This window comes from Maridesulfovibrio zosterae DSM 11974 (genome assembly GCF_000425265.1).
GTDB lineage: Bacteria > Desulfobacterota > Desulfovibrionia > Desulfovibrionales > Desulfovibrionaceae > Maridesulfovibrio > Maridesulfovibrio zosterae.
In genome coordinates this window covers 535,040-549,641 of sequence record NZ_KE384342.1, presented here as the reverse complement: position 1 = coordinate 549,641, position 14,602 = coordinate 535,040, and the positions used below count along the sequence as shown (strand labels likewise).

Genomic DNA, 14,602 nt, shown 5'->3' with positions numbered 1-14,602 from the left:
TTACCCCTAAGGTTTAAGACTGAGGCATTTCTTTAGTATTTCATAAACAGGGCTGAGAGGAACTGAACATCCATCTTCTTTTGTAATTGCAGAAGCTGAAAAAACAGCAGGAGATATTTTCTTCCTGATACTTTCCCATTCAATTCTAAAATCTATGGTATCATCGCCATCCTGTAATGTTCCACTATGAGGAAGCATAAAACCTGCAAATTTAGAATACGAACCAAAGGTAACTGCTTTCCCTGCACCAAGAACAATCTTAACAGGTACAAAGGTTTCATTATCAAACCAGATTTGCCTTGATGAATTATCGCCCTGCTCTGCTCCAAAAACAAAAGCAGGAGTCTCCTGATAAAAACCGTAGCTTTTGGTCGCATTACTTACACCAAGTGACATCCAATCACTTACAGGATCATCCGGAGACCAAAATTGCAATACAGAGACAGGCATGTCACCATTTGAAGGACACTGAGCAATCGTCTTAAAATACTGCCCAACGGACTTAGCTGTAACGGTAGAGTTCACATTTAATTCATAACTAAAGGTCTGTTGCCAGTGATCATGGCCGCGAATAATAGTCAGCTTTGTTCCTGGCTCTGAAGGAAAAGTAAAAATTGCCTCATACGAAGTTAATGCTCCATAATTTTGGAATATTACTTCATTCAGGTCTTCGTCAGATGGAAAAAAAGCCCTTGCCGGGCTGCCCACAAGCAGGCTCACGGCAAGGACTATAAATATTAAATAAGTATTTAAATTCTTTACGAACAAGACAAAAGCTCCCGCAATCTAGCTACGATGTCATCACGCAACTCTTCATCTTGAAGAGCAAAATAGATATTTGCAGTAAGATAATCTACCCAGTCACCGGCGTCAAATCTTTGTCCGCGGAGTTTCACTGCGAGCAATTTATTATCTTCAGCAAGACACTGCAACGCATCGGTCAGCTGAATCTCTCCGCCAACTCCGGGCTCAAGACTTTCAAGATGGTCAAAAATTTCAGGCAGCAGAACATAGCGGCCTACAATTGCAAGTCTGGAAGGAGCTGTGCCGAGAGCAGGTTTTTCAACTAACGAACGAACACGGTACATTCCCGGGGCAAATTCCTCACCTTGAATAATACCATAACGATTAACCTTGTTTTCAGGTACTTCGATTACCCCTACAACCGCCATATTTTCCGTACGGGCAGCATCAATAAGCTGTTTTATTCCCGGCTCCAGACCAAACATGAGGTCATCACCAACCATAACGGCAAAAGGATCATTCTTACATACTTCTTTAGCACAAAGAACGGCATGTCCTAGTCCAAGCTGTTTCTTCTGACGTACAGAGATTATATTTACCATCTCCGCAACCTTACGCACTTCAGCAAGAATCTCGGTTTTACCACCACGCTCAAGTACGTCCTCTAAAGAAAGGTTGTAATCAAAATGGTCTTCAATAATTTTTTTATTCTGGTTAGTGATAAAAACAACATCAGTAAGACCGCTGGACATGGCTTCTTCAACCACATGCTGCACAACTGGTTTTTTAAAGATAGGGAGCATCTCTTTAGGAATATTCTTAGTGGCAGGCAATGATCTTGTGCCCCATCCAGCAACCGGAACAATAACTTTCTTGATGACCATTGATCAAAACTCCTTAATTAATCAGCTGAAATAACAGCTGAAAATATTATTAGCGTAAATGTTTTTCCAGAACTTCTGCAAGCTCAGAAGTATAAAGTTCAACTTTAGCACTGTCCTGTGCCTCAACCATAACACGCGCAACAGATTCTGTACCGGAATACCGCAATAAAACGCGTCCTTTTCCTGAGAGATCCTGCTCAACCTGTTTAAGAGCCTTTTGGACAGCTGGAACCTCTTCAAAGGGAACCTTGCGTTTTACATGAACATTTTGCAATTTCTGAGGATACAGTTCAAGTATTCCTGAAAGTTCTGAAAGAGGTCTGTTTTTTGTGCATAGTATACGCAATAACTGTAAGGCTGCAAGCAGTCCATCACCTGTAGTGCTATATTCTCTGAAAATAAGATGGCCGGATTGTTCGCCGCCTAAGACTGCGCCTTCACGCCGCATAGCTTCTACAACATACCTGTCTCCTACCGGAGTTCTAAGCATGGTACCGCCACGCTCTTTCATAAAATTCTCAAGAGCCATGTTACTCATTACTGTAGAAACAAGCATATTCTTCGCGAGCTTACCGCGGTCCATTAAGTCTGCTGCGCAAAGAGCCATTATCTGATCCCCGTCAAGGACCTGCCCCTTTTCATCAACAACAATCAAACGGTCCCCGTCACCATCAAGTGCAATACCTATATCAGCATTCTCTTCAACAACGCGCTGTCCCATTACTTCTGGATATAATGAACCGCACTTATCATTAATGTTCAGGCCATTAGGTTTATCACCAATTCTGACAACTTCAGCTCCTAATTCTTCAAACATATGCCCAAGACTGTAAGTAGCTCCATTAGCGCAGTCCAGAACTATCTTGACCCCATTAAGAGTCATATCTTGAGGAAAACTATACTTAAGATAAACAATATAGCGGCCACGTGCATCTTCTATTTTAAAAGCACGTCCGACATTTTCAGCCTGAGGATAATCCCAGTTATCATCTTTAGACAAAACCATTGCTGAGATTTCATCTTCGGCACTATCCGGTAGTTTAAACCCTTGTGAATCAAAAAATTTAATACCGTTATCCATGAAAGGATTATGGGAAGCTGAAATAACAATCCCAATATCAGCACGCATATTCCTAGTCAGAAATGAAACTGCTGGAGTAGGCATAGGGCCGACCTGAAAAACATCCATTCCCATAGCACAAAGCCCAGCAGTAAGAGCGTACTCAAAAACATAGCCGGACAAGCGAGTATCCTTACCGATAATAACCTTATGACGCTGTTTTCCGTTCCTGAAATACGAACCGGCTGCAAGGCCGAGACGCAGCGCAATCTCAGCAGTCATTGGAAAAATATTAACTTGACCGCGCAATCCGTCAGTACCGAATAAACGTTTACTCATCCACAATCTCCCAAAAAATTATCAGACATCCAATCTAGTGACCTTCAGGTGTCTGTCTCGATATTGTTACAGTTATAGCTTCCGGCTTTCTCTTTTTAACAATGCAACCTTTAGGAAGACTTACTTCATAAGGGACTACGTTTTTCCCAATGGGAATTGTTGCATTAAGATCAATTGAAGCTGTTATTTCATTTCTGAATCCGCTTTTACGGAAAAAGGGTTTCGGCCCCTCTATAAGCAGTCTTACGAAATTCTGACTGGCAGAAAAATCAACATCCTCAGGCCCCAGAATATAGAGAGGAACTTTTACCCACATCTTTCCTTTGCGCACAGCAAATTCGAGAGTAACAGAAACTACCCCCGGATTTGATTCCACTTCATCAGGCAGGCGCAACGGAACATCACCAGTCCAATTCTCAGGTGTATTTGTATCAACAACAATCGGCTGAGTTTGTACTTGGCCAACCTTTTTCAAAATTGAAGCAGGTCCTCGCAAAGTAACTTCAGTAGGTTCGCTGTACTTTTTCTTAAGAGTAAAGTCACGATGTAAATCACCAGTCCAGGCAGGAACAACTTCAACCTGTTTCTTCACGTACATATCCATCACAAGATTAATATGTGAAGGCTTAATTTCAACAACCTCCAAAGCACTCCCTAGCCCGAGCTGTTCAGGAATAATATTCACAGGATTGCTGCCAACCACTAAATTTCCAGTATCAAGCGAATAAGCTAGCTTTTTAGTATCAAGGCTGCGAATAAGTCCCTTAGGACCTCTAAGGCGCGCAGAAACCTTAGTAATCATACCGTCACGGATTATCATTCCCTGTGGGGGATTAATAATTTCCATCGGGAATTCAACCCATGTTTCCACCAACTCACGACCGGTAACAAGGTACCATGTCAAGACGGACATCATAAGAGCCAGAGCGGCTATTTTCCAACGCTGTGCTGTCATATTAATCAAACACGTTCCTTAAAACACGTTTCAGCCTGACAATATCAAGACTAGTTGTGAGCTTTCCGCCTATAGCGACAGAAATAGTTCCGCGTTCCTCTGAAACAATAATTGCAATAGCATCAGTTTCTTCACTTATACCTAAGGCGGCTCTATGTCTGGTACCGACAGCGCTTTGTCTGGTAGACACCTGCGCCAGCGGCAAAATACAGGAAGCCGCCACAATTTTATCTGAATCAATTACCACAGCCCCATCATGCAGGGGGGTGTCCGGCCAAAAAATATTAATCAGCAACTGCTTGCTGACCTTTCCATTAATTTCTACACCTTTTTCAATGATATCACCAAGAGGGACATTCTTTTGAATAACCACCAAAGCCCCGATCTTCTGCCGGGCCATAGAATCCATAGCAGCGCCGATTTCATCTATCACAGCTAATTCAAAATCCTTTTTGTGCCATAGCCGCCCGGCGCCCATCTGTGCCAAACCTTTTCGAATGTCACGCTGAAAAAGAACAATAATAACAAGAAAAATTGAACTAAGAAAATTAGTTAGCAACCAGTTTAACGTATACAGACCAAAAACATCTGATACGTAATAAACTGTAAGCACAAGCAACAGGCCCCATATCACCGCTGCTGCACGAGTACCACGTACCAGCAGGATAATATAAAAATAGACAACAGCTACAAGACCTATGTCCAGAAGCTCTTTCCATGAAATCTGAAAGCCCAGAAACTCAAACATCAATATGCCCCGCTAATCTCCTGTACAATCTTTAACGTCTGACTGGTTAATGCAACCTCATGAACCCTATGAATGGGAACTCCCTTAGCAGCAAGAACAGCTGTTGCCGCTTGTGTTGCATTTTGTCTTTCATCCGGTTTGAGACCAAGCAGCTTACCCCACAAGGATTTATTAGACAGCCCCATATAAACTGGAAATCCGAGGTCCATGATCTTGTCGATATTACGCAAAATATCAAGATTATGCTCTAAACTTTTCCCAAATCCAATGCCTGGATCAACTACAATATTTCTTTCCGGTAAGCCTGATTTTACGAGTTTTTCAAGACTTTTTTTAAAAAAAGTTAAAATCTCTTCTATGATATTATCATAGTGCGGAGATAATTGCATCTTTTCAGGAGTCCCCTGACTATGCATTAAAACATAACCAGGTTTTGAATCTCCAATAACTTCAAGGAGAGCTGGGTCTTGTGCAAAGGCTGAAACATCATTGATAATTCCTGCCCCATTTTCAAGAGCTGCACGGGCAACCTCACTCTTTACAGTATCAACAGACACTACATATTTACTTGAGAGTTCACGGACAACCGGAATAACTCGTTCAAGTTCATCCTTAACGGACACAGGATCAGCAAAAGGTCTGGTGCTTTCTCCACCCACATCAAGGATATGTGCGCCCTGTCGAGCTAACTCAACGCCGTGCGCAACGGCCTGCTGATAGTCGAAATTCTTTCCCCCGTCATAAAATGAATCAGGAGTAACATTAACAATACCTGCAATAAAAAAAGGGGCAGGGCCTAATACCCTACCCCCTTTTATGGTCCATGAATAATCTTTGGTCATACGAACCTTATTCAGAGCTTTTTTTATCATCAGAAGCTTTAACTTCGTCAGTTTCTTTTTCATCTACACTGACTTCAGAGACTTTAGAATCTTCGTCTGATGGTTTCTCATCAAAAGAAAACTCATCTTTCTCTTCAGAATCTTTATCATCCTTAGCCTCTTTAACAGGTGTATAGCCTGTTTTAGAGGTAGAACCGTAAGCACGCGCCGCTGTAGCTGGTTTTGCTGTAGAGACTGGTTCAAGAGGGGGAAGTACCCCGCCATCCATGAGAGTATCTATATCGGCACCGGAGATAGTCTCACGCTCAAGCAGAGCTTCTGCCAACTTATGAAGATCTTCTTCGTGTTCAGCCAGAAGCTGCCTTGCTGTTTCATGAGCAGTATCAATAATTCTTCTGACTTCAGAATCGATAAGACGTGAAGTATCTTCACTGAAATCTCTCTGATGTCCAAAATCTTTTCCAAGAAAAACCTGATCATTGGTCTCACCGAAAGTCATAGGACCGAGCTTTTCACTCATACCCCACTGACAAACCATGCTGCGGGCCATCTTTGTAGCACGCTCAATATCATTACTTGCTCCGGTGGTCATCTGATTCAAGATCAACTCTTCTGCCACACGTCCGCCAAGTAACATTACGAGAGTATCCTCAAGGTATCCTTTGGAATAGTTATGACGATCATCTACAGGTAGCTGCTGAGTGACACCAAGAGCCCGTCCACGAGGGATAATAGTAACTTTATGAACAGGGTCAGTATTTTCAAGCAGCTTTGCAATCAAAGCATGACCTGCTTCATGATATGCAGTAGTCTTTTTCTCTTCGTCAGTTAGAATAAGACTGCGACGTTCACGCCCCATAAGGACTTTGTCTTTGGCCTCTTCAAAATCGACCATGAGAACATGATCCTGATTATTTTTTGCGGCGTAAAGAGCGGCCTCGTTAACAAGGTTCTCAAGATCTGCACCGGAAAATCCGGGCGTACCGCGAGCAATTACATCAAGATCAATTTCACCGGCAAGAGGAGTCTTGCGGGTATGAACTTTAAGGATATGAGCCCTTCCCTGTACATCAGGAGTAGGCACAACAACCTGACGGTCAAAACGACCTGGTCTAAGAAGAGCCGGGTCCAGAACATCAGGCCTGTTGGTGGCTGCAATGAGAATAACGCCTTCATTGGACTCAAAACCGTCCATTTCTACCAGAAGCTGGTTAAGGGTCTGCTCACGCTCATCATGTCCACCGCCTAGTCCGGCACCACGCTGGCGCCCAACAGCGTCTATTTCATCAATAAAAATCAGACAAGGAGCATTCTTTTTACCCTGCGCAAAAAGATCACGCACACGAGAAGCACCTACACCGACAAACATTTCAACAAAGTCGGAACCGGAGATGGAAAAAAACGGGACTCCTGCTTCACCGGCAACAGCACGGGCAAGCAGAGTTTTACCTGTACCGGGAGGGCCTACTAAAAGAACACCTTTAGGTATGCGACCACCTAAACGTGTAAATTTTTTCGGTTCACTCAGAAACTGAACAACTTCTTCAAGTTCGGCCTTTGCTTCATCAACACCCGCAACATCTTCAAAAGTGACTCGGGCAGTTTCTTCATTAAGCATACGGGCTTTTGAACGACCGAAGGACATAGCTCCGCCACGGCCTCCACCGCCACCCTGCATCTGGCGCATAAAGAAAATCCAAACACCAACTAAAAGCAGCATAGGAAACCATGATATAAATAAAGTCATATACCATGGAGCTTCTTCTTCAGGTTCAGCAACAACTTCGATCTTCTTTTTAATTAAATTACTTACAAGGCTTGGATCATCAGGTGTATAGGTAACGAAGCGTTTATCTCCAACCATTACACCACTGATTTTCTGCCCTTGAATCTTAACCTGTATGACCTCACCTTCATCGACTCTCATAAGAAAATCAGTGTAGGAAAGTTTGAGCTGGGAAGTCTGTGGCTGGTTGAAAAGATTGAACAAAACAATCATAACCAGCATGATTGTTACCCAGACCAAGAGATTCTTGGCAAAACTATTCAAAGTAAATCTCCTTGATATGCGCCTGTTATTGTCAGCAAATAAGTTACAAACAATAATCAGACTGTATTTACGTTTTGTTTTCAGTATCAATCAGCTATTAATAAGACTAATCGAAGAAAAGGCAAGCCAAATTCAGAAATATTATTAATGCTTGCTCTTACTTCATAAAATTGGTAGCTGATTTTTCTCCGTAATGGAAGTGTATCGTCACCGGTGTGGCGCCTGGACTTCAAATCCAGTGGACGGGTTAACGCTCGTCGGTAGGTTCGACTCCTATACACTTCCGCCATTTTACGCTTAATTATCATCCCTCATACATTTATAGTCTTTAAAAAAAATTGCCTACAATTTTATATTATAAAATTTCAAGAATAAAGTTCACAATCTATACTAAATAATGATATGAATGAAAAGGAACTATAATCATGAATGATTATAGTTTTAAATAAGTTGCAATTATATTTTAGAGGATACAAATATGAGCAATGAAGAAATCTCTGCGCATTCTCTTCACACTGGAATAGGGCTAATTGACAGTCAGCATCAAACTTTCTTTACTCTGCTTAAAAAAATCAAAAAGAGCATCAATGAAAATTCTCCAGAAGACATATCCAGGATAATAGAGGAACTCCATCTCTACACTCTCTATCATTTTGAAACAGAGGAAAAACTGCTTGAAAAGCATGGCTTAGTTTCTATAGAGGAGCATAAAGAAAAGCACAGACTTATGGCTGAACAAATTGAAGAATTTAGACTTCAAGAAATAACAGACCCTATTTCTTTAGCTGAACATATGAATATTTTTTTTACTGTATGGTTGATTGAACACATACAAAATACTGACATTGAAGATCTTAAAATTGTGACCCAAAAAAACTGATTGTATGAAAAAGCTCACTATGAGTCGTGTTTTTATATCCAAAACAATCTCATAAAAACATGTGACTTTTATCTATTTATCCAAAATGATTTGAAAATAATTATCAATATATTTTACAAGAATAGGTCGCAGAACCTCTGTTTTTTCTAAATCAGGAACAGTTACAAATTTTTTTGCAACTTTTATAAAAGGTTCAACAAGCATAGGATCGAAATGATTTCCACTGCCCTCTTCAATTATACTTAGGCACTTTTCAAAAGGAAATGGATCTTTGTAAGGTCTTTTGGAATAGAGTGCGTCAAAGACATCTGCCAGAGCAAAAATCCTAGCGCCGAGGGGAATATTTTCACCTGTTAAACCGCTTGGATAACCTGTGCCATCATACTTTTCATGGTGGGCATGTACAACAGGAATAGCCTGAGCAAGCCATGCATGCTCTTTAACCACATCCACACCATGATCAACATGAGTCTTCATTATTGTCCACTCATCTTCATTCAACTTACCCGGCTTCAAAAGTATTGCATCTGCAATGGCAATCTTTCCGACATCGTGCAGAAAAGACCCAACAATCAAAGTACGTATTTTTTCAGCAGATAAACCTAATGATTCAGCAAGCATAACAGCAAGAATAGTTACCCTGTAGTTATGTGCATCAGTATCACAGTCTCTCTTGGCTATTGCAGCCCCCATTGAAATCAACATACCTATATTGGCTTCAGCTAAATTAGTTGAAAAGCTTAAAATACCACTAATAAGTCGGCAAATTATAGGATACAATATCGCCGCGGTTCCAAGAACAGCAAAAACTACAAAACCGACAATATAGTATACTCTGCTGACTATTGCAGACCATTTTGCGTCAGAAACTCTATATAACCCCTCAAAATAGCCGACATTTATCTCTCCTTGATCTTTAAGAGCTGTAAATACCTGAACATAATGATGTCCACCTGTCACAAAATTACGATAGGTAGTCTGTTCCTGCTTAAGAAGTTCCTTTCCATGAATCGCAGCCTGTTGATCTATACTTTCAACTCCTGCCTGAGCAGCTTCAGCCATTTCCTCTTTTTCAGGAGTATATAATTCAATGAGCACAAAGTCGCTTCTATCAAGATCAATTTTTAATATACTGTTCAATTTTACAAGATTTTCTTTGGTAGGATTAGTTATCAATGGAAGGCTGTTTTTCATTGTGTAATCAACCTGATTTATGGCCATCTGCCCGACTTCCTGCCCAACGTTTCGCATTTCACTATAATAAGCAATTGATCCTACACAAACAGCCAGTAAGACACTCACACCGGCAATCCGACGTAGTATAGACATCTGTATATGATGACTGCTGGAAAAAAAACTCCAGTCAGAAAAATCAAAAAATTGTAAAATCCTAGTAAACACTGAAACCTCCTGTGAAAAGATAGAACCATATCTTATTTTATTGCATAAGCAGCCTCCACTATCAATTCTATTCTTTTTAAAAAGGCCTAAATAAAAAACTCCACCTATTATAGGTGGAGTTTTTAATACATATCAACGAACAGGATGAAACTAAGCCAGCCAATCTTTCAACTCGCTAATCTGAGCTTTAACAGACTCAGGACCAGTTCCACCGGGTGAAACTCTACGTTTAACTGCTGCTTCGTATGAAAGAATCTCAAAAACATCACCATCTATTTTATCTGAAAAAGTCTTTAGTTCTTCAATTGTTAAATCTTCAAGTCCCTTAGAAGCCTTTTCTGCATAAGCCACAGCAGAACCTGTAATATGATGAGCTTCACGAAATGGAATCCCTTTTCCCACGAGATAATCAGCAAGCTCTGTAGCATTTAAGAAGCCCTTCTTAAGTGCTGCTTTCATATTCTGAGGATTAAAACCCATAGCTTCCATCATATCCGCCATAATTGAGACAGATGCATGAACAGTCTTGTCGACATCAAAAAACGGCTCTTTATCTTCCTGCATATCACGGTTGTATGCCAGTGGAAGTCCTTTACAAATAGTCATGAGAGAAAAAAGATCTCCGTACACCCTTCCTGTTTTACCACGCATAAGCTCACATACGTCAGGATTTTTTTTCTGCGGCATGATGGATGAACCAGTTGAAAAAGCATCCGGTAATTTAATAAATCCAAAACATGGATTAGCCCAGATTATAAGCTCTTCACATATACGACTCAGATGAGTCATAATAAGACTTCCTGCAAACATGGCTTCCATAACAAAGTCACGGTCGGAAACGGCATCAAGACTATTGCGAAAAGTATCTTCCATTCCTAGATGCTGCGCAGAGACTGACGGTTTGAGCGGATAGGTGGTTCCTGCCAAAGCGGCTGCGCCCAACGGACAGACATTTGCTCTTTTCAGACAGTCACAGACACGACTGTGATCACGTTTGAACATCCAAGCATATGCAAGCATATGGTGGGCAAGACTTACAGGCTGTGCAGGCTGAAGATGCGTATACCCAGGGAGAAGAACATCGGTATGAGCTTCAGCCTTAGTTGTAAAAACTGCGATAAGTTTTTCAAGAGCAACTTTCCATGCTTCAAGAGAATGGACAACATTAAGCCTAAATGTTGTAGCAACCTGATCATTCCTGCTACGTCCGGTATGCAATTTGCCACCGACAGAACCTACTATTTCCGTGAGCCGACTTTCAATGTTCATGTGGAGATCTTCCATCTCCTTTTTCCATTCAAATTTGCCTGACTCAATTTCTTCAAAAACCTGATCGAGACCTTTAACCAGTGTTTCAGCTTCTTCAACAGTAAGAACCCCCTGCTCCGCAAGCATTTTAGCATGAGCCTGTGAACCTGCAATATCTTCACGGTACAAATTCCGATCATAACTAACTGATTCAGTGTAATCTTCCACAGACGCAGCTGTCTTCTGGGCAAATCTGCCGCCCCACAATTTATTATCAGCCATATTTTACCTCATGAATACCTCCAGCAGACCATCAAGGTCAGGGAGGTGTTGCGCTTTTGCGCTTTTGAAGAATGAAAAGAGTTTGCCTCTAACAGCTTGAATCATTAAAAAAGACTCAAGAATCCCAAGCCCTTTTGTCTGAAAATAAAGCTGTCGACTAACCTTAAAATTTAACTTTAAAGAAAAATCCTACCCTCGTTCTTTCAAATGAACAAGAGCAGGATTTTTATATTACCCGCACAGAAGTTATCCACCCGGGAATTATTAACAATTACTCTTCGCAGACATCGCCTTCTTTGATCCAGTTTGATCCTGAAGAAGTTTTGCCTTTAAGACGCAGACCTACAAGTTTGATAAAACCTTCTGCATCTTTCTGGTTGTAGACTTCATCTTCTTCAAAGGTAGCAAGATCTTCACGGTACAGTGAATAAGGAGACTTACGACCTTCAGGAATGACATTACCCTTGTAAAGTTTTAATCTTACAGTACCGGTAATAGTCTTCTGAGTTTCATCAATCATAGCCTGAAGAGCTATACGTTCCGGAGCGTACCAGAAACCGTTATAAATCATCTCTGCATACTTAGGTATCAGACTGTCTCTGAGATGCATTACCTCGCGGTCCATACATAATCCTTCGAGATCACGATGAGCAGTATGGATGATAGTTCCACCGGGTGTTTCATATACACCACGGGACTTCATACCGACAAATCTGTTTTCAACCATGTCTACACGGCCAATACCATGTTTTCCGCCAAGCTCATTGAGCTTCTCAATAAGAGCTGCAGGAGAGTATTTCACACCATTGATAGCAACAGGATCACCTTTTTCAAAATCAAGAGTGATTACTTCAGCCTCATCAGGAGCTTTCTCAATAGGAGTACAATATCTGTATGATTCGGGAGAAGGAGCATTCCAAGGATCTTCAAGTTCTGAACCTTCAAAGCTTACATGCAGCAGGTTGGCATCCATGGACCATGGTTTTTTGCGAGTAACAGGAATATCAATCCCATTTTCCTTAGCATATTCCATCAGATCAGTACGTGATTTCAGATCCCATTCACGCCATGGAGCAATAGTCTTGAGCCTTGGGTTCATGCCCATACCAGCAAGCTCGAAACGAACCTGATCATTACCTTTACCTGTAGCTCCATGAGCCAAAGCCTGAGCACCCTCGCTTTCAGCAATCTCAACCATTCTCTTGGCAATCAATGGACGTGCGATGGAAGTTCCAAGCAGGTAACGACCTTCGTAAATGGCACTGGCACGGAAACATGGAAAAATAAAATCACGGGCGAATTCTTCACGCAGATCTTCTACAAATGCTTTTGTAGCACCTGTACTAAGAGCCTTTTCTTCGATACCATCAAGTTCTTCCCCCTGACCTAAGTCAGCTGTAAGAGTGATTACTTCACAATCATACTCGTTTTTAATCCATTTTAGAATAATGGAAGTATCAAGCCCACCAGAATAAGCCAAAACTACTTTTTCAATTTTACTCATTTTATTAAACCTTCTAAATATATTATTCTATTGTATGCATATGGGGAACAGCCTGAACAGGACCAAGCACCTTGGAAACAGCTTCAAGGTCAACGTCAATTCCATTGACAGCCCACTCAAGGATAGCTTTCTGCATGTGAAGCCTGTTCTCCGCCTGATCAAAGATAATTGAGTTCGGACCATCCAGAACCTCAGCGGTAACTTCCTCTCCCCTGTGTGCAGGAAGACAATGCATAATCTTGCAGTCAGGATCAGCATTTTTAAGCAGTTCTTCATTTACCTGATATCCTGCAAAAGCTGCTTCTCGTTTCTTCTGTTCTTCTTCCTGTCCCATTGAAGCAAATACGTCCGTATTCACATAATGAGCGCCCTTCACAGCTTCAACTGGGTCGTAACTCATATTAATTTTTGCCCCCATAGAAAGGGCACGGGAAATAATATCACGATCAGGTTCATAGCCTTTGGGAAAAGCCATAGTCAGGTAGATGGGAAAATAGATCGCAGCATTGATCCAGGAATGTGCCATGTTGTTGCCGTCACCAATCCATGCAACCTGAACCTTGCTCAGATCAGGAGTTCTTTCGTAAATAGTGAGCATATCACTAAGAACCTGACATGGATGATAGCGGTCAGTCAGAGCATTGATAACCGGAACAGAAGCGTTTTGAGCCAGAGTACGAACTTTTTCCTGACCGAAAGTTCTTACCACCAATGCATCAGCATAGCGTGAAAGAACCTGAGCAGTATCCTCCAAAGGTTCACTTCTACCCAATTGGGACTCAGCAGGAGTCATAAAAATTGAATGTCCGCCAAGCTGCTCAATTGCCACATCAAAAGAAACTCTTGTTCTGGTAGATGCCTTTTCAAAAATCAGAATAACTGTCTTTCCTTCAAGAGAATTGTTTCTGATTTTTCCATCCTTAAGTTCTTTTGCTCTAAGCAGGAGCTGACCGAGCTCTGAACGTGGGACATCATTTATCTTCAAAAAATGTCTGATCATCGTAAAAACTCCAAATATATTCTTGCGGTGAGCATTAACTGCCAATAATAAACGGCAATTGAATATTATTGCTCATAAAACCCACCATTGTAAACCATATTATTATGGTAGAACTTCAACATACTGGACAAATTGAGAAAATTCTATGCAGTACATGGACGGTCTTGACGCAAAACCGTACTGCGAAAGAGCGGGCTGGCCTTTTTGCTAGTGCCAACCCAATGTTCGCTGTCGGAACAAAGGAGCAACGGAATCAACAGCAGTGTCGGTTAAAGAATACATCTCTTCCCCATGATCATATCCTGCAAGATGCAGCATAGCGTGAGCCAGCAGCCTTACAGTATGCTCTTCCGGAATTTGACCGTAGAGTCTGGTTTCACGGGCCAATGTATCCACAGACAAAACTATTTCTCCTAAAAAATTGTTCTCGTTAAGGTCAGGAGTCTCGGAGAATGGAAAGCTAAGCACGTTAGTAGGTCCTACGCATCCCAAAAATTCCTCATTGACCTCAGCAATGGCGGCATCATTAACGATTTTGAGGTCAAAGTCAAAGCCGATAAGGCCAAGCGTGTCAAGAAGCATATCTGACATCAACATAACTTCACGCTTTGCGAGCGGAAAATTTGCATCAGGTATGCACTCAAGGCTAAGGTTAACACTCATAC

General features: G+C 41.5%; 13 protein-coding genes and 1 tRNA gene. 2 read left to right on the top strand and 12 right to left on the bottom strand.

Annotated elements, in window-relative coordinates:
• Positions 1 to 6: 6 nt before the first annotated feature.
• Genes H589_RS0114060 through ftsH form a run of 7 tightly spaced genes read right to left on the bottom strand, consistent with a single transcriptional unit; the run spans position 7 to position 7,622 of the window.
• Positions 7 to 768 (bottom strand): LolA-like protein, encoded by a 762-nt coding sequence (locus H589_RS0114060; protein WP_027722619.1) that lies wholly within the window; start codon positions 766 to 768, stop codon positions 7 to 9.
• Positions 759 to 1,628, bottom strand: a complete 870-nt coding sequence (galU, locus tag H589_RS0114055; protein WP_027722618.1) for a UTP--glucose-1-phosphate uridylyltransferase GalU — start codon at positions 1,626 to 1,628, stop codon at positions 759 to 761. Before galU ends, H589_RS0114060 begins: the two co-directional genes overlap by 10 nt.
• A 49-nt stretch (positions 1,629 to 1,677) precedes the next feature.
• On the bottom strand, positions 1,678 to 3,027 hold the full coding sequence (gene glmM, locus H589_RS0114050) for a phosphoglucosamine mutase (protein ID WP_027722617.1): 1,350 nt from the start codon (positions 3,025 to 3,027) through the stop codon (positions 1,678 to 1,680).
• Positions 3,028 to 3,061: 34 nt separating this feature from the next.
• On the bottom strand, positions 3,062 to 3,982 hold the full coding sequence (locus tag H589_RS0114045; RefSeq protein ID WP_027722616.1) for a CdaR family protein: 921 nt from the start codon (positions 3,980 to 3,982) through the stop codon (positions 3,062 to 3,064).
• Position 3,983: 1 nt separating this feature from the next.
• On the bottom strand, positions 3,984 to 4,730 hold the full coding sequence (cdaA, locus tag H589_RS0114040) for a diadenylate cyclase CdaA (protein ID WP_027722615.1): 747 nt from the start codon (positions 4,728 to 4,730) through the stop codon (positions 3,984 to 3,986).
• Complete coding sequence (folP, locus tag H589_RS0114035) at positions 4,730 to 5,572, bottom strand: dihydropteroate synthase (protein WP_027722614.1); 843 nt, start codon at positions 5,570 to 5,572, stop codon at positions 4,730 to 4,732. Before folP ends, cdaA begins: the two co-directional genes overlap by 1 nt.
• A gap of 7 nt (positions 5,573 to 5,579) precedes the next feature.
• Positions 5,580 to 7,622, bottom strand: coding sequence for an ATP-dependent zinc metalloprotease FtsH (ftsH, locus tag H589_RS0114030; protein WP_027722613.1), 2,043 nt, complete (start codon positions 7,620 to 7,622; stop codon positions 5,580 to 5,582).
• A 195-nt stretch (positions 7,623 to 7,817) separates the two neighbouring features.
• Here ftsH and H589_RS0114025 point away from each other — a divergent pair.
• Together H589_RS0114025 and H589_RS19820 are read left to right on the top strand one after the other, a co-directional pair.
• Positions 7,818 to 7,911: transfer RNA gene (locus H589_RS0114025), tRNA-Sec, on the top strand.
• A gap of 189 nt (positions 7,912 to 8,100) precedes the next feature.
• Positions 8,101 to 8,502, top strand: coding sequence for a bacteriohemerythrin (locus H589_RS19820; protein ID WP_035076078.1), 402 nt, complete (start codon positions 8,101 to 8,103; stop codon positions 8,500 to 8,502).
• 72 nt (positions 8,503 to 8,574) lie between these two features.
• Here H589_RS19820 and H589_RS19815 read toward each other — a convergent pair whose 3' ends face one another.
• The 5 genes from H589_RS19815 to ybeY all read right to left on the bottom strand — a co-directional run bounded on the left by H589_RS19815 (position 8,575) and on the right by ybeY (position 14,600).
• Complete coding sequence (locus H589_RS19815; RefSeq protein WP_051249753.1) at positions 8,575 to 9,903, bottom strand: HD-GYP domain-containing protein; 1,329 nt, start codon at positions 9,901 to 9,903, stop codon at positions 8,575 to 8,577.
• A 150-nt stretch (positions 9,904 to 10,053) separates the two neighbouring features.
• Positions 10,054 to 11,433, bottom strand: a complete 1,380-nt coding sequence (gene argH / locus H589_RS0114010; RefSeq protein ID WP_027722612.1) for an argininosuccinate lyase — start codon at positions 11,431 to 11,433, stop codon at positions 10,054 to 10,056.
• A 271-nt stretch (positions 11,434 to 11,704) separates the two neighbouring features.
• Positions 11,705 to 12,937 carry an argininosuccinate synthase gene (locus H589_RS0114005; RefSeq protein ID WP_027722611.1) on the bottom strand — a complete coding sequence of 411 codons (1,233 nt, stop codon included), beginning with the start codon at positions 12,935 to 12,937 and terminating at the stop codon, positions 11,705 to 11,707.
• Positions 12,938 to 12,959: 22 nt separating this feature from the next.
• Positions 12,960 to 13,937, bottom strand: coding sequence for an ornithine carbamoyltransferase (gene argF / locus H589_RS0114000; RefSeq protein WP_027722610.1), 978 nt, complete (start codon positions 13,935 to 13,937; stop codon positions 12,960 to 12,962).
• Between the two features lie 207 nt (positions 13,938 to 14,144).
• Complete coding sequence (gene ybeY / locus H589_RS19810; RefSeq protein WP_035076075.1) at positions 14,145 to 14,600, bottom strand: rRNA maturation RNase YbeY; 456 nt, start codon at positions 14,598 to 14,600, stop codon at positions 14,145 to 14,147.
• Positions 14,601 to 14,602 lie beyond the last annotated feature (2 nt).